This is a genomic window from Pseudomonas sp. UFMG81, assembly GCF_015354575.1.
GTDB lineage: Bacteria > Pseudomonadota > Gammaproteobacteria > Pseudomonadales > Pseudomonadaceae > Aquipseudomonas.
This window is the reverse complement of the sequence record NZ_JACAFQ010000029.1, coordinates 69,006-91,585: the sequence shown is the minus strand read 5'-3', so window position 1 is coordinate 91,585 and position 22,580 is coordinate 69,006. Positions and strand designations below refer to the sequence as shown.

18 protein-coding genes and 2 pseudogenes are annotated in these 22,580 nt (G+C 61.1%); all 20 read right to left on the bottom strand.

The window, feature by feature from the left end:
• Positions 1–375 precede the first annotated feature (375 nt).
• Entirely contained in the window at positions 376–645 is a 270-nt protein-coding gene (locus IX761_RS19945) for a DUF3077 domain-containing protein (RefSeq protein WP_194791232.1), read from the bottom strand.
• A 193-nt stretch (positions 646–838) separates the two neighbouring features.
• Positions 839–1,093, bottom strand: a complete 255-nt coding sequence (locus tag IX761_RS19940; protein WP_194791231.1) for a hypothetical protein — start codon at positions 1,091–1,093, stop codon at positions 839–841.
• Positions 1,094–1,578: 485 nt separating this feature from the next.
• Complete coding sequence (locus IX761_RS19935; protein WP_194791230.1) at positions 1,579–1,950, bottom strand: Imm50 family immunity protein; 372 nt, start codon at positions 1,948–1,950, stop codon at positions 1,579–1,581.
• 35 nt (positions 1,951–1,985) lie between these two features.
• A pseudogene (locus IX761_RS27705) lies at positions 1,986–2,118 on the bottom strand (RHS domain-containing protein); the annotation flags it as partial.
• A gap of 91 nt (positions 2,119–2,209) precedes the next feature.
• Positions 2,210–2,677, bottom strand: a complete 468-nt coding sequence (locus tag IX761_RS19925) for a hypothetical protein (protein ID WP_194791228.1) — start codon at positions 2,675–2,677, stop codon at positions 2,210–2,212.
• Between the two features lie 355 nt (positions 2,678–3,032).
• On the bottom strand, positions 3,033–3,509 hold the full coding sequence (locus IX761_RS19920) for a hypothetical protein (protein ID WP_194791227.1): 477 nt from the start codon (positions 3,507–3,509) through the stop codon (positions 3,033–3,035).
• Between the two features lie 163 nt (positions 3,510–3,672).
• A complete protein-coding gene (locus tag IX761_RS19915; RefSeq protein ID WP_194791226.1) occupies positions 3,673–4,107 on the bottom strand; it encodes a hypothetical protein in 435 nt (144 codons plus the stop codon).
• 173 nt (positions 4,108–4,280) lie between these two features.
• Positions 4,281–4,724 carry a hypothetical protein gene (locus IX761_RS19910; protein ID WP_194791225.1) on the bottom strand — a complete coding sequence of 148 codons (444 nt, stop codon included), beginning with the start codon at positions 4,722–4,724 and terminating at the stop codon, positions 4,281–4,283.
• Between the two features lie 371 nt (positions 4,725–5,095).
• Positions 5,096–5,353 (bottom strand): hypothetical protein, encoded by a 258-nt coding sequence (locus IX761_RS19905; protein ID WP_194791224.1) that lies wholly within the window; start codon positions 5,351–5,353, stop codon positions 5,096–5,098.
• Positions 5,354–5,545: 192 nt separating this feature from the next.
• Entirely contained in the window at positions 5,546–6,007 is a 462-nt protein-coding gene (locus IX761_RS19900; RefSeq protein ID WP_194791223.1) for a hypothetical protein, read from the bottom strand.
• A 165-nt stretch (positions 6,008–6,172) separates the two neighbouring features.
• A complete protein-coding gene (locus IX761_RS19895; protein ID WP_194791222.1) occupies positions 6,173–6,592 on the bottom strand; it encodes a hypothetical protein in 420 nt (139 codons plus the stop codon).
• A gap of 356 nt (positions 6,593–6,948) precedes the next feature.
• Positions 6,949–9,465, bottom strand: a pseudogene (locus tag IX761_RS19890) (RHS repeat-associated core domain-containing protein); the annotation flags it as partial.
• Positions 9,426–11,570 carry a DUF6531 domain-containing protein gene (locus IX761_RS19885; RefSeq protein WP_323744585.1) on the bottom strand — a complete coding sequence of 715 codons (2,145 nt, stop codon included), beginning with the start codon at positions 11,568–11,570 and terminating at the stop codon, positions 9,426–9,428. The pseudogene IX761_RS19890 and the gene IX761_RS19885, both read right to left, overlap by 40 nt.
• Complete coding sequence (gene tssI / locus IX761_RS19880; RefSeq protein WP_194791221.1) at positions 11,567–14,422, bottom strand: type VI secretion system Vgr family protein; 2,856 nt, start codon at positions 14,420–14,422, stop codon at positions 11,567–11,569. The genes IX761_RS19885 and tssI overlap by 4 nt, the downstream gene beginning before the upstream one ends.
• 122 nt (positions 14,423–14,544) lie before the next feature.
• Entirely contained in the window at positions 14,545–15,603 is a 1,059-nt protein-coding gene (locus IX761_RS19875; RefSeq protein WP_228533752.1) for a serine/threonine-protein kinase, read from the bottom strand.
• Positions 15,600–16,328 carry a PP2C family protein-serine/threonine phosphatase gene (locus IX761_RS19870; RefSeq protein ID WP_194791220.1) on the bottom strand — a complete coding sequence of 243 codons (729 nt, stop codon included), beginning with the start codon at positions 16,326–16,328 and terminating at the stop codon, positions 15,600–15,602. Before IX761_RS19870 ends, IX761_RS19875 begins: the two co-directional genes overlap by 4 nt.
• The gene (tssM, locus tag IX761_RS19865) at positions 16,328–19,855 is read right to left on the bottom strand and encodes a type VI secretion system membrane subunit TssM (RefSeq protein ID WP_194791219.1); all 3,528 of its coding nucleotides are present in this window, start codon (positions 19,853–19,855) and stop codon (positions 16,328–16,330) included. The genes IX761_RS19870 and tssM overlap by 1 nt, the downstream gene beginning before the upstream one ends.
• A gap of 14 nt (positions 19,856–19,869) precedes the next feature.
• Positions 19,870–20,739: a type IVB secretion system protein IcmH/DotU gene (icmH, locus tag IX761_RS19860; RefSeq protein WP_194791218.1), complete on the bottom strand. Its 870-nt coding sequence runs from the start codon at positions 20,737–20,739 to the stop codon at positions 19,870–19,872.
• Positions 20,740–20,741: 2 nt separating this feature from the next.
• Complete coding sequence (tssK, locus tag IX761_RS19855) at positions 20,742–22,073, bottom strand: type VI secretion system baseplate subunit TssK (protein ID WP_194791217.1); 1,332 nt, start codon at positions 22,071–22,073, stop codon at positions 20,742–20,744.
• Entirely contained in the window at positions 22,070–22,576 is a 507-nt protein-coding gene (tssJ, locus tag IX761_RS19850) for a type VI secretion system lipoprotein TssJ (protein WP_194791216.1), read from the bottom strand. The genes tssK and tssJ overlap by 4 nt, the downstream gene beginning before the upstream one ends.
• Positions 22,577–22,580: the final 4 nt, after the last annotated feature.

Here is a 22,580-nt window from a genome sequence, read left to right as displayed (position 1 = left end):
TCTTCAGATCGAGCGCCGCCCGCGCGGCGCATCGCTGGCAAGCCAGCTCCCACATCTGTTTCGGGCCAGTTACTCCTGGTCCTTCTCCACTGTACGCCTTGTTTGTACGACGCGGTTTCAGCGTTGGCGCTGATGCCGCACCACCAGACTTGAGGCATGCACCAAGGCGTACAGTGGAGACCTCACAGACATAACTGGCCCGAAACAAACTGTGGGAGCTGGCTTGCCAGCGATGCGCCGCGCGGGCGGCGCTCGATCTGAAGAGCGCTGCAAAAACACCGGCAAGCACCTGCCAGCCCCCCACCCAATCACCAGCCAGGCCAACGCCAAAACCTCAGGAAAAGGACCGCAACCGGCCCCTTTCCAACACCTCGCTCAATGCCCCAACCCAAGCTCCGCGTCATCCAGCAACGCCTTGGCCAATGCACTGAGGTAATGCGCCGCCCAGACCATCCGCGGGTCCTCGTCCATCACCCCGACCAAGGTCAGGTGACGCACATAGTCCATCAACTCCGAGGCCTGATCGCGAGCATCCTGGCAGGGAATACCCGGCTCGATACGGAACAGCGCCCGAGGATTCTCCTCCCCCTGGCAAAAGCGAGTCACGCCAGCGGTAGTCGGCGTTTTCGGTGTGTCGGTAGTCATGTTTCGTTCTCCCAGAAGTGTGCTAGCCGCCGCACTCTACCTACGGGCCCGCGCACTCCCTGTAGGAGCGGGCTTGCCCGCGAACACGGGCGAAGCCCGTGCCATCCAGCGCGGTGCCTGCTTCGCGGGCAAGCCCGCTTGTGCCGCGAAAGGGCCGCCCAGACAACACGGCAGCCATGGTCTTAACCCACCATCAATGCAACGTCTGCGGCATCTCCGGCATCTGCGCCGCCAACTGCACGTGCGCCAATGCCGACTCCAACAACGTGCGCACGGTTTCCATCTCGTGCACGGCCGCCAGCGTCAGCATCGAGCCTGGGGACCGGGTGGTGAGCAACACGGATTGATGGGCGACGGCCAGGGCGCAGAGCACGTGCTCGGTGGTGCGGACCAGGATGTCTTCGAGGAGGATTTGGGGATGCGGTGGATCGGGGACCATCTTCAGCATTTTCTTATCCTTTCTTTCTGATGGGGCCGCCACAAGTCTGCTGTCAAACAGAAGGGTGGCAGCTGTACGCGGGTTGACAGACCGGATGAAAGAAAGGAAACACCGGCGCACGCGAGCGTGCCCACACGCACAGCCACCATTGAGAGCGAAGCTAGTGCACATCCTTTCAATTGCGGCCTGTCAAAGCCGCGCCGCTGATGAGCAGCGACCCAGCGAGACTAGAGGGCTGAAATTGCGACCGCAATGGAAAAGGTGCACGCGCATTATCTTTGGGAAATGGACTACAAGAAAGCGGAGAAATCGGATAATCCAGAGCAGAAAATGGTGTAGGTGAGAGGGCTTAGCCAGTAGAGCAGCTCTCAAGAGCGCTGGTGATGCACCAACTTGTCACGTTCCTCAAGGTGGTAAGAACAGTCGCAGCAGTAGCCCTTATGCAATCAAATAGACTTGTTAACTTCAACGCTGGCCACTGTGAAGCCGCGCAATCAATCCCACCTTATATCATCTCGAGGAGTAATATCCTCAATGCTAACAAATTCAGACTCGCAGAAAATCCGCCCCCCTTCAGAAGCAATATTTATGGAAGCCACCCCAGCCGAACTTCTAATATCAGGACTACAGCTAAAGCCAATTCCGAGCAAGCTCGCCTCGAATTTTTTTATCCCAAAAAATCTCAACGAAACGGTCATCGAGTTATACCCCTTTCCATCCCATTTCTCAGGGTGCTTTTCAGGAATACCTTTGATACAAAACAAAAATCTCACTGCATACTCTTCATGAACATACACCCCAATTAGCTCGGCGTTCGTCACATCCAAAAAGCCGCCAAACATATTGGAAACTTTTTCCTTATTCATGGCATGCTCAATCCACATATAAATCCCTATTAAAGTTCGGCCCAATCCGAACGATCCTCACGGACCTCACCCCAGGCTTTGTACTGCCCAGCCCAAGCAACGTGACCCTGTTCATCGCTCAATTCCATCGGAGCGCCAAGGTGGTCGCACCTGATACCAGGCAATCGCTCAACGCCCCAAATATAACCACTCTTTCAGCAATACTGGAAGGCTCACTTTTATCAGAAATTCAGCATGCCCCATACTCAAAATTGGCGCATCAACAGCTAAAATTCGCAACATTAAAATAATCACAAAAGAAACCAAAAAAATCTTCAGCTGCATCCGGCTTTATACGTTCCAGATGATCGAGATAGTAGAAAAGCGGAGTATTATCCCCATCGTTATTTTCTTGCCAATCAGACTCATCATAAAGACAGTCCCCTGCGCATCTTGCCACATTAGAGATAACTGGATCGACCTGTCTTAGGCTTATTTCAATTTCCGCTACTTGAAGCCTCAAAGCTCGCTTTGCTTCATTACTAGCCTGTGCAGTTCCGAAAGTAGCCGAGAAACTCAATGACGCTAAAACTAAATCGACGCTATTACTGCTCGATGTTAACGCCCATATTTCAAGACGAGACAATAAATATATGGAGAAGGCTGCTGCCAGTTCATTGACACTCTGCCCATCCGCAATGAGTCGCTTTTCAAGGCGATAAATCCTATCCAAGTTAAGCTCATTCATTTATTGCACATCCGCCATTCGCTCATAACACAGCCATCACATAAGCGCATAAAATACAGTAAGACACCGGCTTTCCATCATTTCGTTCAAAGGGTGATTCCCTCCGCTCACAACGTACCGGAGTTGAAAAAATCTTGTACATCATTGTCGTGTGCGATTTTACTCAGGCCATCGGCCTTACCGCACTGACCATTGAATGGAAACCCAACCGTTCCTCTTTCAGCGTCGCCGTAAATTTCCTTATCGCCGAATGATGAGCGCCCTGCCGCCGCCTGTTAACTAAAGTACTCTACTGACCTATAGAGGTTATCCGCTTCGACAGCACATCAACTTTCGTTAGACGACATTCAACAATCTATCGTTTCACAGCTCTTGGCAAACCTAGCGCAGACCGAAAGTATCCGACCAGCTCTTCTGTTTTCCCACTACACATTCTCGATAGCTCATCAGCGTACAGCAGAAAAGGGGTGTCCTCTCCCAATGAGTGATCCGCCCAATCACTGTCATTGTGGGCACAAAAAACACAGCATCTTGCGAAAGATGACAGTGAACCATTAACTCCTTTATAGAAGTGAACTTTAGACCAAAAATACTCCCGCGCGCCCTTTTTTTCCAAGGTTTCGGTTGCGGGCCAACGCTTTTCCTCAACATCGCTCAATACAGAAATGAATTTTAGACACTCCCCCTCATCATCAAACTCAATGGACCTTGAGACCAGCAACCACTTTAAATAGCCCGCCAGACACGACGTCAGATCATATATCGACAAGCCCGAATTCAAAAAGTCTTGTTCAAATTCGTCCACCATCAACTGGTCTACTACTTCGAGCATGGCACCGTTCCCTCTATGACACCTAGATTGCTCTATTCCAGCAGTTGCTCCTGCAAACGTCCGGCCGGGTCTCAGGCTTGAGTCTACATCAGACTGTTGCTCTGATGGCGCCCACCTCGCCTCACGCGTCTCCGAACCGTTCTGGATTACCTGCATAACCAAATCATATCGCTTTCTGTTTCTCCCATTTCTCAGAACTTTCGCGCCAAGCGTAAACAGCATCGACCCTAGAATCTTCTCCTTCGAGAACCACAGAATAACGACGACGTGAAACTATATCTTTTTCGTTATACGTTTCAATATATACCCTCTTCCCAACCCGGGCTTCTGTACCCTCAACTATCAACTGCGCATATTCTGGAGGGCGGGCAGTCCCCATCGTACTTAAACGGGCTTGCGCAGTTGTCGCCAGAGCGGAGGAACTTAAATGCCTCTCGAATATCCCCAGCAATTTATCTCTATTCTCTTGCACCAAGCGCAATCGCCCCTCTTGATCATCAGGCATTTCCCTCTGGTGGGCCCGCCTTTTCGAGCCAAACGAAGTTTCCCAATCAAGCATATCCTCAATAAAGCAGCGCAAACGTTCAATTGATCCCATTCTAACCACCCCTAGCCACAATTACAGGAACAAGGACTTTCAAATACTCGCGATTTTGTGCCAGCTGACCTTATGCCTGGGCGAATGGTCGATACCGCCTGAACCCAGCGGTTCCTTCGCGCCGCGGTGGGCAGATTTCTCAATAAAATAACCCACCCATTTCCAACCGACACTTACCCTGTTACTGCCAACTCACTTCTAACGTAACTAATAAAATGTTTTACTAGAATCTCATCCGCCAATTTGTAGTTCTCACCACCACATTGAAGAAACTCCATAAACCAACTTAATTTCTCTGACATCATCTCTTGATCGTCAGACTCATCAATACTAAGCAGCAGCATAGCCAAGCGGGCGCTCAGTGCATCTTTACTATGAAAGGCTCTAACGCCCGCCACGTCTGCAATCTGCCCCCTCCACTTTGCAGCTAATTCTGTACATTCTAGCTGCCCGATTTCACATGAAACATACTTGCCAGCCAGACTCATTGGATCCGGCAGCACTACAGGAAACTTATAACCAATTGCCCTGAGTGCCTTTAACATGAAGTCCCTTAGTAAAATATTTGCCTCTCGAGCATCTTCAGGCCATACAATTTCACCGTAAGCAAAGCTCATTCACATCCCACTCTTAAATGTTTCATCACATCACTACAGCTTTTACGGCCTTCACCTTACCACCTGCAGGATCGACACCATCTTCTAATGCTTTATCCAAACCCTCACTCTTCTCCAAGAATTTCTTTCTACAGCATGCTTTCTTACACAGAGCACAATATTTATGGCCATGGACCCTTCACGAAGAAACACATAACTAAACAGTTCACAAATCTCATTATCAAAATAATGATATGCGGCCATAAATCCGAGCAAGCGCTCCAGTTTCACTAACCACCGAATGACTTTGAGGGTATCGCAATTAGAGCACTACACCTTAACCAACTCAGTTGACTCCCAGGCTCCCTTTTACTCTCTAATTTTTTGACGCTTTAGACCTTTAACTCATGTAAGTAGGGTTCTAACATCTCAACCAGCTCGCCTTGAGAATAGTAAAATCCTTCTCCTTCACTCACACCTTGAATAAGGCCTACTATTTCATCTAGCTTTATATCGCCATACCTATAAGACTGATGATCCAAAGAGCTTACAAACGCCAAATTAGCACAACGCTCCGGTTTGTAAGGGATTTCTCGGACCATCAATAGCAATTGCTCAACAAAAGCAACCTTCTCCTCAAGAGTGTTCATTAGCGATACCTGCAACTTGATCTTATTGCCTTACCATCTGGGGTAGCCAACCCCTGATCAATATCCGCCTTAGCTGGTGGATAATGAGGGTTATTTACAATATCACCATCTACCATCTTTGCGACGGCCACTTCAGCCCCTGCGGACCGAAGTCAGAGAAAAATAATAGATCTAACGCCTTCCTCGCTATAATTACACACAAGCAATCTTACTCTTCAGGAAATCGTAGAACCCTTCTAACACTTCCGAGCCAAAAGTAACCAAATAAAGGAAAAGATAGTATATAGGCGTTTCGCTGTCCGCATTACTTTCTTCCCACTCTTTATCACCAGCAAAACAACATATTGCTGCCCTAGCATACGCCGCCAGTACTTTATCCTCAGTCCTTTTCGTATCGTGTACTCGCCACAGCTTGACCAGCGAACTATCTCGCCACCCTTTATCAATATTATCTACGCCAACCAACCGAATAGCTTCAATGCAAGCTCTGACTTCATTCAAGACGATATGATTTTTCGTAAGCAGCATTAGCCGGTCATACATGACAATAAGAAAATCCGCATACCAAGCAGCCAAATGGCTTGCAGACACTCGCTTATTTATCGCCAGCTCTTCAAGCTCATCAGCCCTCGAATAAAAATATTGACCAAGCACTAACCTACTCCACCCTCACCCCACATTTATTCATTACAATCTAACAGGATGCACAAAACTTCAGCGGCTTTCCGAGAAAAGGAACAGATTTATTTCTTGCTTAGCAGCATAAATAGATCCACCCCTTTACTCCATGTTAGCCGAACACCCGCACTCAAAATAGAGTCATCCACTTACTTTAAAATGTCTCGCCACAATTTCAGCTAACAAATCATCAGGAACACCAAGCTTACCAGAGAGTTGTAAGACCCAGGAAAATCGCTCCCTCAGCTCATAAAAATCCTCAATACTTTTAGGCACGGCCGTTAGCAACTCAATTGCAAACCTAGCCCTGATTGACATCTCCGACTGAAGATCTCTGACATAGCCATTATCATCGATATATTTCCACCACCACAAAACTGCCTCTTCTCGATACTTTTCATCAGATGCACTTTCTGCGTTACCGCTTACAATTTTCAGCGGGTTATGAATAAAACCGCTATAGTCAACGCCACCTTCTATCAGAAGATCAAGAATAAAACGCTGGTATAAAACAACAGATTCGGCCAAGCCATCAGGCCATGCTACTTTTATCGCCTTCATTTAACTTCAACCTTAAAGTGCTCCATCATAAAACTACAACTTTTACAAGGCTTTTTAGTCAATCCATGACCAGGCTCCGAGTTCCCAACAGCGACGGTTTCCATTACAGCACCCTCAATATCCTCATTATCGTTCAGCGCCATTTCTGTCACAACTCGCTCTGAGCAATTCCCGTGCCATGCTGCTCGACGCTCTGGCGGAGCAGCCATTAATACTGCTGTCATTTCTGGATTTTGCGGTTCAACGCTAGAGCCACTTACTCCAACATACTGTTTACCAGACTTGGTAGTTAGGACTGATGCCGCTCCTGTCTCTTGACCATGTGCTCGAGCTTTGTCCGCAGCATCAAGCACTTTCTTGCTTGTCAGGCCTCTCGGATCAATCCATTGTATTGGACTTTTTACATATCCAAATAGATTTAGACCACCAACATACCCCGCAGGATCCTTGCTAACGAATCGCCCACTCTGCGGATTGTAATATCTATATCTGTTGTAATGTAGTCCCGTTTCGTGATCGTGGTACTGACCCTGGAAGCGTATCTGGTTACTCAAGCCATGCTGCTTAGCCCAGTCCGAACGCTCCTCTCGGACTTCACCCCACGCCTTGTACTGCCCTGCCCAAGCGACATTGCCTTGCTCATCGGTCAGTTCCATCGGCGTACCGAGGTGGTCGCACTGATACCAGGCAATCGCGTCGAACGGCTGCGGCTTCACCTCGGTGTGCCACAACGGATCCTGATCGAAATCGTACTCGCGCTGACTCCAATCCGGTTGCTTGTGCAAGCGGATCGGGCTCTTGCGCAACGCTTGGGCGACCGGCACGAAGCTGCCCGGCTCGTACAGATAATGCACGGTACGCCCGGTATCGCCTTCATCGCGCGGCGGTGAGCTTTCCCAAGCCAGGGTGTCCCCGTCCCAACCAAACAAGGTGAAGCCACAACCCAGCTCACGCTGGCGCTTGGCCCGTTCCAGCTGGTTCCAACCGGTACCGGCCTCAGGCCGGTCCCAGAAGTGCGCTACTGAGTGCTTGTGCAAACGGCGCCCCAAGGCGTCGTAGCTGTAATCGACCTTGAGCTTGTCGTCGTTGTAACTCGCCAGCCGGTCGAACAGATCCCAAGTGAAGTGGGCATGGGAACCGTTATGCAAACGGTGGATCAGGTTGCCACGCTCGTCGTACCGGTAATGGGTGCCGGCGTATTCACGCAGCAGGTTGTCCATCAGCTTGTTGCGACGCGGATCCGCTTCCAGCGGGCGGTTCAGCTCCTGCGTTTTCTGATCCAGCAGGTTACCCGCCGGGTCGAAGGCGAAGGTCTCCACGCCGAGGCGGCTGGTGGCCTGCAACAGTCGGCCGACTGGATCGTACTGGTACTCAAGCTGACCACGGCGGCTGTCGTGGATGTTGGTCAGCTGGCCGGCAACATCGTAGCGGTACTGGCGCTTGAGCAGCGTGGACTGGCCGTCATGGCTGCCCAGCAGTTGCTCTTGCAAACGCCCGGCCGGGTCCCAGGCCTGAGTCTGCATCAGCTTGTTGCCCTGGTGCCGCACCACCTCGCGGTGCAGGTCATCGCGCTCGTAGGCCAGCATCTCGTGCTGGTCGAGGGTCATGCCGAGCAAGTGGCCGCTGCCGTAGGTCAGCCAGCTGACCTTGTGCCCATCCGGGCGAGTTGTCGCAATCCTCTGGTTGAGCGCATCGTATTCGTGCTGCCACACCGCGACCATCGGCGTGCCGGTGGCCAGGTAGTGCTGATGCTCACGGGTCAGGTTGCCCGCTTCATCAAAGAACCATTGCAGCTTGCTGGCCGCGTTGATCGCCTGGATCAACTGACCGTTGCCATTGTAGGCAAAGGTTTCGCTCTGGCTCTGATCACCCAGACGCGCCGTACGCTCGGCCAGGCGGCCCATGCGGTCGAAACGCAGGTCGATGCGGCGCTGGCCCACTTGAGTGCTGGCCAACCTACCGCTGTACGGGTCGTACTGGTACCGGGTCACCAGCCCGTCGAAACCGGTCTCTTGCAGCAGCCGGCCAACCGGGTCATAGAGGAAGTTGGCCTTGCTCTCGTTCTCGTTCTCCAGCCCGATCAAGCGGCCGAGCATGTCCCAGCGATAACGCAGGGTGTGCTCGTTGGCGTCGACCCGTTCGGCGAGCATACCGGCGGCGCTGTAGGCCCAGGTGGTGCAGCGGTCGAGCGCATCGACATGGGCCAGCAGGCGGCCTTCGGCGTCACGCTCGAAGCGTTCTTCGGTCTTGTCCGGGTGGGTGAGCTTGGCCAGTTGGCCGGCCTTGTATTCGTAGGCGGTCTTGTTGCCCGCCGCATCGGCGAACTCGATCAGCTGGCCGGACGTGTCATACGTCCACTGGCTGGTCTTGCCCGAGCAGTCGGTGTACTCGAGCAGTTGGCCGGCGTCGTTATAAGCCAGCTTCTTCTCGTTGCCGATGGCGTCCTTGATCGCCTTGACCAGCCCGGCCGAGGTATAGGCGAACTCGGTCTTGTTGCCCAGCGGGTCGATGGTCTCGACCAGATTGCCGCGCTCGTCGTAGTCGCGCTGCCACTGCCCGCCCTCGGCGTCGCTGATCTTGATCAGCTGGTCCTGGTCGTCGTAGGCGAAGTGCACCACGCTGTGGTCGGCGCGAATGTGCTTGAGGCGGTTGCTGCGCTCATCGTAGACGTAGCGGTCCTGGCTGCCGTCGGGGTGCACGTGGCGGATGACGTTCTTGCGCGCGTCACGGAACAGCCATTCGGAATTGCCGTCCGGGTGCTTGATCCGATAGGTGTAACCCTCGGCGTCGTAGTAGTGCCAGGTTTCCTGGCCGTGGGCATCGGTGACATAGGTCAGGCGAATACGTTCGTCCCACTGTAGACGGGTCTCGAAACGAATTGCCGTCGGTCCTGGTCGTCGTAGGCGAAGTGCACCACGCTGTGGTCGGCGCGAATGTGCTTGAGGCGGTTGCTGCGCTCATCGTAGACGTAGCGGTCCTGGCTGCCGTCGGGGTGCACGTGGCGGATGACGTTCTTGCGCGCGTCACGGAACAGCCATTCGGAATTGCCGTCCGGGTGCTTGATCCGATAGGTGTAACCCTCGGCGTCGTAGTAGTGCCAGGTTTCCTGGCCGTGGGCATCGGTGACATAGGTCAGGCGAATACGTTCGTCCCACTGTAGACGGGTCTCGAAACTGCCGTCGTCGGCCCATTCGTGAATGGCCTTGGCGTGGGGGCCGCTGCCGTCCCACTCGAGGTTGATGCCGCGATTGGTGCGGTCGGTGTAGCGGGTGACCAAGTGGTGCTGGTACTGATAGCGCCAGGCGGCGCCATGTTCGTCCTGTGCCGCGATCAGGTCGCCCTGGTCGTCGTAGTGATAGGCGCACAACTGACGCAGCGGCTTGCCGTCGACCACCTGCCACAGGCCCTGGAGGTGGCCGTGGTCGTCGAGCAAGGTACCCAATTGCAGGTGCACCTTGGTGGGGTCGTCGTCCTGATACGTGTTGATGTCCGACAGTACCGGTCGGTCGTGGTGACGGTGCTCGTAGTGCAGCATTGCGCCGGCGCCGCTGCGCAGCTTGATGTGAGTCAGGTAGAAGCGGTCACCGTGGCGAGCATAGGTCTCCTGCCGCGTGAGCCCGCGCAACACCACCAACTGCTGTTCGCCGTTACGCACCAGGGTGAGGTATTCCACCGCATCGTGGTGCGGCTTACCTTGCTTGGGCAGCGGGTACTCATGGCTGCGGCCGTCCATGTCGTGGAACACCACGCCCTGGTCGACCACGTCGATGCAGGTGGTGAACTCGGTGATCCAGCGGGCGCCGAGAACGCCGTCGTCCAGCTTGTCCAGGCGCGAGTTGTAGGTCCGCGTCCAGTTGACCGGGAACGGGCCGGGCAGGCTGAAGTCGGTGTGGTGCAGCGACTCACTGCCCAAGGCGAAGTTGATCCGCTTGCAGGTGCTGGTGCAGACCTCGTTCTTCTGGTCGTTGGCCGCCTTGGTGGCCGAACCCTGGTTGGTGATCGACTCGGTACGGCCCTGGGAACCCTGATGCTTGGCTTCGGTGACTTTGTCCTGCTTGACCACCGTAGGCATAGCCTTGGGATTGCGATGGTGCCACTTCGTGCTGCTGTCATGCAGCAGCACCAGCAGGTTCTTGATCGAGTCCTTGTTGTCCGCGCTGGCCAGGCTCATCAGCTTGCCGCTCATCTGTGGCGCAAGCTTGCGGAACTGCTGGGTGCTCTGGAGCACATCCTTCTGCACCGACGTGGGCACGGTATTGCTCAGCAGCGTGTTGGCTGCGCCCTTGCCCATGGCCGAGTAGGCGTTGCTCAGCGCACCAAAGGCGTTCTCGAAGGCCACCGCAGGGTCGGACTTCCAGGTATCGCTGACCTTCTGCGCCATCTGCGTGGCCTTGTCCAGGTCACCCTTGCTGTCGAGCTTGCCGAGGACGATGGCGTCGATGGCATCGGCGGTGTTGAGGATCAGCCTCTCGCCGGTCTTGGCGGCATCGGCGAGGATGCTGTCGAGCTGGGCCTGGGCGTCGACCAGGAAGGTGTCCAGCTCACCAAGCAGGTCGGCGTTGAGGTGGCCGACGATGATCTCGACCAGCGCGTCGCCGAGGATCTCCTTGCCCTCCTGGCGGGCCAGGGTCAGCATCGGCCGCAGGCCCTTGCGCGCGGCAGCCATGGTTGGTGGCGCAGGAATCACACCGATCAGGTTGATGCCCAGGCTCACCCAATCCCACGGGTCGGGCTCCTTGGCCGAGGCCAGGTTGACGATATCGCCCACGGCGTCCACCAGGGCGATGATGTTGCCGATGACCGGCAGCACCTCGGCGGTGTCCTTGAGCCGTTCGAGGTTGACGTAGCCGCCGCTGATGTCGCGCANCCAGGCGTCGAACACGGCGGCGCCGCGGCTGACGTCGGCCATGCCGATCTGGTCGAGGGGGACGACCGCTGCCTGGGCCGGGCGTGGTTTTTCAGGAGTGTTGGCGGTCATGACATCAGTTCACTTGGCAAAAGGTCGGTAACGGTGTTCAGGCTCGGGGCCTTGAAAGCGGGGAGCTTGGGCAGGGCCGGCAGCTTGGGCAGGCTTGNCAGGCTGGCCATGGCGCNGGAGGCGGCCGGCAGCGCCGAGCTGGCGGTGCTGGCCAGCTGCGGCAGGCCGGCGACGCCGCCTTTCAATGCGCCCTGTACCTGTTGTGCGGTNTGCAGGGCGCCCTGGCCGGACTTGAGCAGGNTCATGCCGGTCTTGGCCGTGGCCATGCCGCTGCTGGCCAGTTGCTTGGCCTTNTCGAACAGGCCGCCCTCGCCCTTGGGCAGCGGCAGCTTCTCGACCAGCGACTCCAGCTGGGTCGTCAGGCTGCTCGGGTCGGGGGGCTGCACCGGCCACTCGACCACGCCGATGTAGCTGCTCGGCGCCCAGGGCGGCGAGGGATCGCGGCCGAACTTGACCCAGGCCGGCCCCGGCGCGGCGCCNGACACGGCATTGAACCCCTGCCCGTCCAGCGACCCTTTGAGCACCGTGCCCAGGGCNTCGGTGACTTCGTAGTCGCCNGCCTTGATGCCTTTGGTGTTGGCGTACAGGTTGAACAGNTCCAGCGCGCCCTTGCCCGGCTTGGGNGGCTCGGGGAAGGTGCCGGCCAGGCTCGACGCNCCGATNTGGGCGAACTGCGCGGCGTGGGCGGTGTAGTTGGCGCTGGTGACNTGGGTGATGCCGCCGGCGTTGTAGGTGGTGGCACTGCCGCCGCCCTGCACCACCAGCTCGGTCTTGGCCTTGAGCAGGATGCGGTCGGCGTTGGCGGTGATGTCGAGCTTGGCCAGCAGGTTGATGCTGTCCTTCAGGGCGCGGATGTCGATGTCGCCGGAGGCCGAGACCAGCTTCCAGCCCAGGCTCTGCACGAAGAAACGCATGCCCTGGCTGGCGCTGGCCAGCAGGCGCTTGCCAACGGACATGCTGGTGTGGCCGGTGCTGCTCAGGGCCAGGTGGCTGCCGCTGGTGAGGTGGTTGGGGCCGGGGGTAGTCAGGGCGATGCCGGCGGGGCTCGACACGACCAGGTGCGGCTGGGTGAATTCGGCGAACTCGTTTTTGCTCAGGTCGCCCGGGCCGCTGCCGAGGATGCCTTGGTGCTGCTTGTGCAGGTCCTTGGCCACGGCGTCCTGGTCGCCNGGTTCCTGGGCCTGCATCTGCTTGGCCAGNTCNGCNAGGCTGTCNTGNTGGTCGCTGGCGGTGGCCAGGCGNTCGGCGGTTTCGGGCAGGTCCTTGTGGTGCTTGGCTTCGTTGGCGCGCGGTTCGGTGGTGAGCAGCAGGCCACCGGCGGCGCGCACGGCACCGTGGCGGTCGGTGCGCAGCTCGAAGCCTTCACCGCGTGGGGCGCCACCACTTGGTCTTGGGTGGGTGAGGTAGCCGAGGTTCAGCGCACTGGCACCGTGGTCGCTGCGCAGGGCGATGCTGATTTCGCTGGTGGTGTCGTCGATGCGCAGTTCGTTGCCGCGGCTGCCCTTGTATTCCTTGCTCTTGATCGTGGCCAGGGTCTTGAGGTCGGGCAGCTTGTAGTGCGGCATGTTCACGCCGTGGTACAGGCAGCCGGTCACCAACGGCTGGTCGGGGTCACCTTCGAGGAAGCTGACCAGCACTTCCATACCGACACGCGGCAGTTGCAGGCCGGCGATGCCCTGCCCGGCCCAGCTCGACGCCACGCGCATCCACACGCTGGACTTGTCGTCGGCCTGGCCCTCGCGGTCCCAGAAGAACTGCACCTTGATGCGGCCGTATTCGTCGCAGTAGATCTCTTCGCCGGCCGGGCCGCTGACCACCGCGCGCTGCTCGCCCAGCACCTTGGGTTTCGGGTGTTTCAGCGGTGGGCGGTACGGCTGCTCCCACGGGGTGACCACGAAGAAGTTGCGGTAGCCCTGCTGGAAGCCGTCGTACTTGGCGTCGACGTCGCTGGTGATGGCTTCTTCCAGCACCTGCGGCTGGCGGCCCTGGTGGTGCACGTCGGTGAGCAGCCACAGGTCGTTCCACTGGGTGTTGGGGTGGCTGCCGAGGGTGAGGAAGTGCCCGCTGGCGAGCAGCGGNTGGTCACTGTCGCCGCTGGCCTGGCGGTAGTCGCTGCGGTGGCGTTCCAGNGCGCGGTTGGCCAGGTGCTTGCCGCGTGGGCGGTCGAGGAAGCGGCCGGGGTAGTCGTAGTCTTCCAGGGCCGGNTCGTCGAGGCTGTNGACCGTGCCTTCGAGCTGGATCAGCGGTTTCTTGAAGTCGTAGTCGCGGCGGCTGACGCTGCTGGTGCGGGTTTCCAGGCGCAGGGCGAAGCGCTTGATCATCGGCGTGTCGGCGACCAGGCCGGAGTCGTGCTGGAACTGCACCGGCGCCAACTTGGGGAACACGGTCTGGTCGTCGCCGAACACCAATTGGTGACCGGCAGCGCTGTGGCGGAAGTGGTAGTGGATACCCTCCTCTTCACACAGGCGCTGGATGAATTGCAGGTTGGACTCGTCGTACTGCACGCAGTACTCGCGCTCCGGGTAGATAGCGCCGAGCTGGAACTGGTAGGCGTTGGCGAGGATGCGCGGGCGTAACGTCACCTGGTAGCGGGTCAGGCGCTTGCCCGACTCGCCTTGCGCGGCGCGGTAGATCAGGCCGTGCAGGCCGCGACCATCGTCGCCGAGCTGAAGGAACGCGGGCTTGTGCAGCAGGCTCTCCAGGTCCAGCGAGGGGCGCTCGCTCACCAGCTCCAGGTCGATGGTGTAGGGCTGGCTGATGGCTTCGTGGCCATCGAAGGCGAGCACCTGGAAGTCGTGCTCCAGCCCGTCGATGTGCAGGCTGAAATGGGTCTGGTTCGCGGCGGCAAACATCCCTGTCCCTCTATTGCGTGAATTCGGTGGTGGTTCGGCCGTGGCCTGGCGCGCGAAGGCGGCGGGTCATGGCATGAAGCGGCGCGGGCAACCCCGCGCGGCTGGCTGTGTGCAAGGTGTTGTCATCGCCGCCACCGGGCCCAGAAGCCTTGGGCGGCGAAGGCGTCGCGCAGCTGCCCGGCATCGACGCGGCGCTGCTCGGGGGCGAAGGCCAGGGCCCGGCGCAGCGCGGCCCAGGCCTTGCCGGGCATGCCGGGTGGGGCCTTGGCCGGCAGTTGCATGCCCTGGTCGCGGGCCTTGAGCGACGGCACGCGCTCGTAGGGGTGGCGGCCGGTGACCAGCTCGTACAGCACGCACGCCACGGCATACAGGTCGCTGGCGGTGCTCGGCGTGCCGCCCTCGAACAGCTCGGGGGCGGCGTAGGCTGGGGTCCAGGCTTCGAAGCGGCCATGGCTCAGGTGCGGCAGGCCGGCCAGCGGGCCGTCCAGGGCCATGCCCAGGCCAAAGTCGAACAGGCGCAGGCCATCGTCGCCGAGCATCACGTTGCTGGGCTTGAGGTCGCCGTGCACCACGCCCTGGGCATGCACGCAGGCCAGGGCGTCGAGCAGCGGCACGGCGATCTCGCGCACCTGTGCCCAGGCCAGGCCCAGCGGCTGGTCGCAGAGCAGGCGGTCGAGCGAGGTGCCGCGCATCAGCTCCATGGTGATGAAGCCGCGCTCGCTCTGCGGGTCGATGGCGAAGCCTTGCAGGCGCACCAGGTTGGGGTGGCGCAGGCGGCTGGTGAGGGCGTACTCGTTGAACAGCAGGGCGTTGGCGTCGGGCGCGGTAGCCAGCTGGTCGCTCATCAGCTTCACCGCCAGCAACGGCTGCGGGTCGCCGAAGCCTTCCTGCAACAGGTCGCGGGCGCGGTACACCAGGCCCATGCCGCCGGCGCCGAGCAGGCGCTCCAGGCGGTAGCGCCCGGCGAGCACGTCGGGGATCGGCGCCAGCACCTTGGCCGCCGGGGCGGGCGCGGGGGGCGCGGCGGCTTGCCCACGGCCCTTGCCGCGCCGCTTGCGCCGCGCCTTGCCGGTGCGGGCGGGCTCGGGCTCGCTGGCCTGGGTGAATGCGAAGTAGGTCGACTCGCTGCCCTGCTCGAGGGCGTCGAGCACGTCGAGCGCGTCGCCGCTGCCAAGGTTCATCGGTGGATCACCACTGCGGTCAGGTTGTCTTTCGCCGCGCCGCCCAGGGCGGTGTCGAACAGGCGTTGCAGGGCCTCGCCGGGCGAGGCCAGGTCCAGCGCGTGGCCCAGGCCACCGCTCTCCAGGCCGTCGTAGAGGCCGTCGCTGCACAGCAAGAACACATCGCCCGGCTGCGCCTCGAACTCCAGCACTTCCAGGGTGAGGCTGGCGCTGGCACCCACGGCGCGGGTCAGGGCCCGGGCCGAGGGGTGCTCGCGGGCCTGCTCGGCGCTCATGCGCTCCTGGTCCATCAGTTGCTGTTGCAGCGAGTGGTCGCGGGTCAGCTGGTACAGGCGCTGGCCGCGCCACAGGTAGCAGCGGCTGTCGCCGGCCCACACGCAGGCGCCGCGGCGGCCGTCGAGCAGCAGGGTCACCACGGTGCTGCCGATCACCCGCGCCTGGCCGGCGACGCTCACCGTCAGCTCCTGGCCCAGGCGCCGGTTGATCCAGTGCAGGCACTGGCGCACGGCGAGCACGCGCTCGTCGAAGCTGCTGGCCGCCGGCAGGTCGGCCAGGCTTTCGACGATCATCTGGCTGGCGACATCGCCGGCCTCGTGGCCGCCCATGCCGTCGGCGACCGCCCACAGCCCGTGCTGCGGGCAATCGAGAAAGGCGTCCTCGTTGCGCGCACGGACCTTGCCGGGGTCGGTGCGCGCCGCGCTGCGCCAAGGGCTGGCTGTGCGCATCACAGCTCCCCTGGCAGGCGGAAGCCGCGCAGCACGCTGAGGTCGAACGGGTTCGGCGCGCGCTGGCTGGTCAGCAGGTAGTTGGCGCGCATGCCGCCGACATTGGCCTTGAGCACCATGGTGTCGCGGCCCTTGAGGTACTCGGTCTGCATCAGGTCGAGCAGGCGGAACAGCGACCACGGGCCACCGTTCTTCTCCAGCGCCATGGGGCGGCCGTTGAGCTGCTCCAGGGTCAGGCTGCTGTTGCCGTCCTGGGCTTCGGTCGGCCACTTCAGGCTGGTGGAGACGATCGGGCCGTGGCGGTAGTCGATCACCGTGTCGCCGAAGCGGAACTCGGCGCGGCTCACCGCCGGGTCGAGGGTGTACGGCTCGAGCTTGAACTGCACCTGCGGCTCTTCGGGGTTCTGCGCGAAGAAGCTCTGGCGGATGGTCTGCGCGGCGCTCATCTGGTCGAGGAAGGCCTTGGTCATCGGCAGGCTCTGGCCGTCGAGGCTGCGCAGGCGGTAGGCGCCCGGCTCACCGCTGACGAACGGGCGCATGTAGGTGTCGAAGAAGCGGTCCGCCACGCCCTGGGCCTTGAAGAAGTCGCGGAAGTCGCTGATCGCCACATCGCTGGTGCCGTGGGCGTTGAACGGGTAGCGCGACTCGATGGTGCGGCCGTAGTAGCTGTACAGCTCGCTCTGGTAGCGCTGGTTGAGGTAGGTGTAGGTGTCGTTGAGCACCATGCGCCAGATGTCGTCGGACAGCAGGTTGAACCAGCCCGCCACCGGGCGCGGCAGGCGCACGGTGCCGTTGCGCAGGCTGCTCAGGGCGTCACGCTGGCCCGACAGGCGCGTCTTGGCCATCTGGTACGAGGCTTCTTCGGCCTGGTTGGAGCGGGCCAGGCCGGCCAGCTGCTGCTGCAGGTCGTTGAGCGCCTGCATGGTCGGCGCCAGGTCCGGGCCTGGGCCGTTGTTGTCATCGAGCAGCCGGTGCAGCGGCTCGAAGCGACGTTGCAGGGCCATGCGCGCGGTGTCCGGCAGCGGCTTCTTGGCCAGGGCGTCGCGGGCCTTGTCGGCCACTGCACCGGCCACGGCCGCACCACCCTTGCCGAGCTTCTTGGCCACGGCCTTGTTGGCAGCGGCTTCGGCGGCCGGGTTGCCTTCGTCGGTGGCTTCGGCCAGGACCGGGAAGCGGGTGTTCTCGCGCACTTCGGTGAGCAACAGCAGCAGCGGCGAGTTGGCGGCGGTCAGCGCCGACAGCTGGTCGGCACCTTCACCGGCGTCGCTGAACGGAATCAGGCCGACCTGGTTGACCGCCTCGCCCCAGTAGTTGGCGTAGTCGCGGAAGTACAGCTGCTCCAGCTCCACCATCAGGCGGCGCATGTCCATGTCGCTGATGCCGCTGCCCTCGCCCAGCACCCAGTTGTCGCGCAGGATGTCGTTGACCAGGTTGGCGCCCTGCACCGAGAAGTACTGCTGGTAGCCCTGGGAGGTGTAGAAGCCGGGGATCGGGTAGTCGATGCCGACGAACTGGCTGGCCTGCGGGCCGAGCTGCTGGCTGAGGCGGTATTCGGGCAGGCTGCGGGCCTGTTCGCGCAGCACGCGGTACACCACGCTGGCCAGCGACTCGGCGCGCAGCACCTGGCGGGCCTGGGCCACCAGGGCGTCGTTGAGCGGGTAGGCGAACGATTGCTCGAGCAGGCGCCCGAAGTGGGTGTTCAGGCTGTCCTGGGCGGCGGTGTTGCCGTTGTAGCGCTGCGACCAGCCGGCCGCCACCCAGTCCTTGAGCCAGGCCTGGTCACGGCGCTCGGGCAGGCCGAGCATCAGGTAGGCGCGCAGGCTGTTGAGCAGGCGCTCGCGGTTTTTCAGGTTGCTGCGGATCTGCCCTTCGACCATCTGCGCCACCCGGGGCAGCAGCACGGTTTCCAGCTCGCGCTGGTAGGCCGGTTGCAGCACCTCGTTGGCCGGCACGCCCTGGTACAGGCCGCCGCGTTGCAGCAGCGAGACCTCGCCGGGCACGGGGAACACGCGCGAAGCCTGCCAGGCGGTGTCCAGCGGCTTGAGCGCGGCCAGGGCGTCATCGCGGGCATCCAGGCCGGTGTGCTGGCGCTGCCACTGGCGGCCCAGCTCACGCACCTGTTCCAGGCGCTCGTGGTTGCCGGAGAAACTGCCGGCCCACAGTGCACCAAACAGCGCCAGCGCGCCCAGGGCACCGAGGTACACGGCCCGCTGGCCCCAGTGGATGCGCCGGCGTTCGCGCTGGTCGAGGCCGGCCAGGTCGTACTCGGGGAAGATCACCCGGCTGAACAGTTGCAGGGTGAAGCGCGAGCGGCCCTGCACTGCGCCACGGCCAGGCTGCCCGGGGTGGAAGCCGTTGTCGCTGTCGACCTGCGGCGCCTGGTGCGGCGCGCTGGTCAGGTAGAAACCGCGCAGCTGGCTGGCGCGCTGGTAGCGGTTGCCGGTGAAGGCGGCGTCGACGAACAGGCACAGCTGGTCGCCGATGCGCCCCAGCTGGTGCGGGAAGTCGAGGATGCGCGCACGGCGCTGGGTGTTGCGCTCGTGGTGCATGCGCTGGGTGACCTGGTCGCCCAGGCGTTGCAGCAGGCCCTGGAATTCCTTGGCCAGCAGTTCGGTGTCGGCGCCGTTCTGGCCCTTGCCGAAGGTGATGCCGAACACTTGCTCGTTCTCTTCACGCGACTGCTGGTCGAAGAAGGCGTCGAAACCTTGCAGGCGGTCGGTCTTGCTCAGCACCAGGTACACCGGCACTTCGACGTGCAGGCGCTGGCGCAGCTCCTGCAAGCGCGAGCGGACTTTCTGCGCCAGGTCGTTGACCGCCGCTTCGCCGCCCAGCAGGGTGTCCAGCGGCACGGTGACCAGCACGCCGTTGAGCGGGCGGTTGCGTCGGCGCAGGCGCAGCTGGTCGAGCAGCACGCGCCAGGCGCTGCCGTCGACCTCGCTGTCGGACTGGTTGAGGAAGCGCCCGGCGGTGTCCACCAGCACGGCCTGCTCGGCGAAGTAGAAGTCGCAGAAATCGCCACTGGACGGGTCGCGGGCGAGCTTGCGCTCCAGCGCGTTGATCGGGAACTCAAGCCCCGAATGGTCGATCAGGCTGGTCTTGCCCGCGCCTTGTGGCCCGAGCACCAGGTACCAGGGCAGGTCGCGGCGCCAGCGTTCGCTGCGGCCACCGTACAGGCTCGAATGCTTGAGGGTGGACAAGGCGTGCTTGAAGCGGGCCTTGATCTCCTTGCCCTCCTCGTCCTTGCGCTCTTCGCGCTCCAGGCGCTCGCGGCCGTCCTCGCTCTCGAGTTCTTCCTGCTTACGGTTGTTGGCGCGCCAGCTGGCGAACACCATCCACAGGCCCCACACCAGGAACAGCACGCTGATGGTCAGCAGCCGCGCGGCAGCGTCTTCCCAGAACTTGTTGTCGGCCACGGCCAGCAGAGGGCCGGCGAACCACACCAGCAACGCCAGGGCCAGTACCAGCAGCAGGCTCCAGACCCAGGTGCGGGCGAGGAAGGCGCCTACTTTCTTGAAAAAATTCTTCATCACAGGTCCTTGTGTCACGACCGCGGCTGGGCCGCGGGCTGCTCGAGCGTCTGGAAGGGTTGCAGGACGGTGGCGCGCTGTTCCCCCAGCACCCAGGCGAAACCGGAATACATCACCACCAGGCACACCAGGGTGAACAGCGCCACGCTCCACCACGGCACGATGCGCACCGGCGTGTTGCGCTGCTGGTCGAGGCCTTCCCAGCGCGGCGACAGCTCGCGCGGCACGTCGCCACGCAACTGGCGAATCTGCCGGAACAGCGCGTCGCGGATGCCTTCAAGCTCGGACATGCCGCGGTCGATGACCCGGTACTTGCCCTCGAAGCCCAGCGACAGGCACAGGTACATCAGTTCGAGCATCGCCAGGTGCTTGACCGGGTTCTTCGACATGCGGTCGAGCAGCGCGAAGAACTTCTCGCCACCGAAGGTTTCGTTGTGGAAGGCGCTGAGCAGGCTCATCTGCGACCACTGGCTTTCGTTGCCCCAGGGGGTGGTGACCACCGCCTCGTCGACCACGGTGCACAGCAGGTAGCGGGCCACGGTGACCTGGCTGTTCTCCACGCCCTCGTAGTGGGTGCGCGCCTCGAAGGCGCGGATGCAGGCGCTCAGGCGCTCCTTGAGGTTGTTCAGGTCTTCGGCGGTGTCGCTGTGCTTGAGCCGCACCACCTCCGAGAGCAGCTCGCCGGCGGCGGCCACCAGCGGGTTGAGGCCGACGCTGAAGCTGCCGCTCGAAGGCAGGCGCGCCGAATAGACCATGCGCTGCTCCAGCGGCTCGGCCCGCGCCGAACTGCCCAGGGCGGTCAGGGCCTGCCCTTCCGGTGCCGAGCCATCCTGGTTGAACAGGACGGTCTTGTCGTCCTGGGGGGTGTCCATGTCCTTGCTCATGCTCAGTTCCTGATGGCCCAGAATTTCAGTTCGAGATCGGAGAACTCACTGGTGACGTGGAAGGCGAAGCCACCGGAACCGTCCATCTTGGCGCGATCCGCGGCGTCGAGTTCGACGATGAAATAGGTCTTGTTGGCGTGGAACGGGATCTGCCGCGGCGCCACCGGCAGCGGTTTGACCTTGAGCCCGGGCAGGTGCAGGTTGACCAGCTGGCGGATGCGCTCCACCGGGCCGACCTTGAGGTGCGACGGCAGGCGCTGGCGCAGCTCTTCGGACTCGCAGTTGGCGCTGGCGGCCAGCACGAACGAGGCGGTGGTGAGCAGGCCCGGGTCGTGCAACGGCGACACCAGGATGCCGTACTGGCGCTGTTGCAGTTCCAGCTCGATGGCGTGCTGTTCGAGCACCATCGACAGCACCTGGCGGATCGACTCCATCAGCTTGCGGAAGCTCGCGCCCTGGTCGCTGTGCTGGTAGCGGGCATCCAGGCGCGGGCGCTTGGTGTCGCTGGAGAAGGTCGACAGGTCGCCGAGCATGATCAGGAAGGTGCGGTACAGCTCCTCGGGGTGCACCTGCTCCAGGCTCAGGTAGTGGCGCAGGAGCATTTCGGTGCGGTTGATCAGCTGCAGCATCATGAAGTCGCCGACCTCGGCGCCACCGACCTTGCCGTTGGAGCGGATGCGCTCGGCCAGGGTGTCGCCGCGCAGCGCCAGCATGCTGATGACCTCTTTGAGGCACGACAGCAGGTACACCGAGGAATGGGTGCGGATGTAGGTGGGCACGAAGTCGGGGTCGAGACTGATCACGCCGTCGGGCGAGGTGTCGAGGATCTCGCAGACCTTGAGCTTGACGTAGGCCTGGTCGGTCTGTTGCTCGCCCAGCAGCAGGCGGAAGTCCGGGCGGGCGCAGTTGATCTGGCTGCTGTTGTCGTCACCGGCGTTGGAGTCGGACACCTCCACCTCGTAGGTGGTGTAGCGGGTCAGCACGTCGGACTGCTCGGGGCGGCGCGCCTCGATGTGGTTGCCGGTGACCAGTGGCAGGGCCATGAAGATCGGCGTGGCGCCGGTGTTCGGCGGCACGTCCAGGGCCAGCGGCTCGCTGCTGCCATCGAGCTCGAACAGGCTGCCGTCGGGCAGGATGCCGGCGGCGCGGCTGATCACCAGCTTGCCCATGTTGAGGAACTGCAGGTCGATTTCCAGGTTGATGAAGCCGTAGGTGTAGGTGCCCAGCAGCTGGGTGCGGGTCTTCATCTGGCTGTCGTAGTAGCGGTCGTTGTGCTGGAAATGCTGGGGACGCAGCAGCATCCCTTCCTGCCAGACTACCTTGTGCACGTTCATCGGCGATCATCCGCTTGGGCCACGGCCGGCACACCGTTGTGGATGCCGGCCTGGTCGAGGTAGAGGTTGGCAGTGACCCGCTCGCCGGCGCGAATGGCCTGCACCCGGCGCCATTGCGCCTGGTCGAGGTCGCGGTAGGCGGCCATGATGCCGACGAAGCGGCTGTCGGGGTCGATGCTGAGTTTCAGGCTCAGGGTTTCGCCCGGGCGCAGCTCGTGCTCCTCGGTGGCCACCATGTCCTGCGACAGGGCCTCTTTCGGGCGCTGGTAGAGGGTGAAGAAATCGGTGCTCTCGAAGGCCACCGGGTGCTTGAGCTCGTACAGGCGCACCACCACCGGCGACGGCCGGCCGTTGATGTCCAGGTTGAGCTGGTCGGTGGCGGTCAGGGTGAGGTCGAGCTTGGTCATGTGCGAGTACGGCGACAGGGCGCTGCAGCCGGCCAGCCAGGACAGGGTGGCCAGGGCCCACGTCGCCCTGAGCATCGTGCGGGTGATGCGAGTCATGGAG

Bases quoted from the DNA above. Each gene is read 5' to 3' on its own strand.
- IX761_RS19920 (WP_194791227.1), bottom strand. From the start codon at position 3,509: ATGCTCGAAGTAGTAGACCAGTTGATGGTGGACGAATTTGAACAAGAC.
- IX761_RS19875 (WP_228533752.1), bottom strand. From the start codon at position 15,603: ATGAACCTTGGCAGCGGCGACGCGCTCGACGTGCTCGACGCCCTCGAG.
- tssM (WP_194791219.1), bottom strand. From the start codon at position 19,855: ATGAAGAATTTTTTCAAGAAAGTAGGCGCCTTCCTCGCCCGCACCTGG.
- IX761_RS19915 (WP_194791226.1), bottom strand. From the start codon at position 4,107: ATGGGATCAATTGAACGTTTGCGCTGCTTTATTGAGGATATGCTTGAT.
- IX761_RS19945 (WP_194791232.1), bottom strand. From the start codon at position 645: ATGACTACCGACACACCGAAAACGCCGACTACCGCTGGCGTGACTCGC.
- IX761_RS19940 (WP_194791231.1), bottom strand. From the start codon at position 1,093: ATGCTGAAGATGGTCCCCGATCCACCGCATCCCCAAATCCTCCTCGAA.
- IX761_RS19910 (WP_194791225.1), bottom strand. From the start codon at position 4,724: ATGAGCTTTGCTTACGGTGAAATTGTATGGCCTGAAGATGCTCGAGAG.
- IX761_RS19925 (WP_194791228.1), bottom strand. From the start codon at position 2,677: ATGAATGAGCTTAACTTGGATAGGATTTATCGCCTTGAAAAGCGACTC.
- IX761_RS19870 (WP_194791220.1), bottom strand. From the start codon at position 16,328: ATGCGCACAGCCAGCCCTTGGCGCAGCGCGGCGCGCACCGACCCCGGC.
- icmH (WP_194791218.1), bottom strand. From the start codon at position 20,739: ATGAGCAAGGACATGGACACCCCCCAGGACGACAAGACCGTCCTGTTC.
- IX761_RS19895 (WP_194791222.1), bottom strand. From the start codon at position 6,592: ATGAAGGCGATAAAAGTAGCATGGCCTGATGGCTTGGCCGAATCTGTT.
- IX761_RS19905 (WP_194791224.1), bottom strand. From the start codon at position 5,353: ATGAACACTCTTGAGGAGAAGGTTGCTTTTGTTGAGCAATTGCTATTG.
- tssK (WP_194791217.1), bottom strand. From the start codon at position 22,073: ATGAACGTGCACAAGGTAGTCTGGCAGGAAGGGATGCTGCTGCGTCCC.
- tssJ (WP_194791216.1), bottom strand. From the start codon at position 22,576: ATGACTCGCATCACCCGCACGATGCTCAGGGCGACGTGGGCCCTGGCC.
- IX761_RS19935 (WP_194791230.1), bottom strand. From the start codon at position 1,950: ATGAATAAGGAAAAAGTTTCCAATATGTTTGGCGGCTTTTTGGATGTG.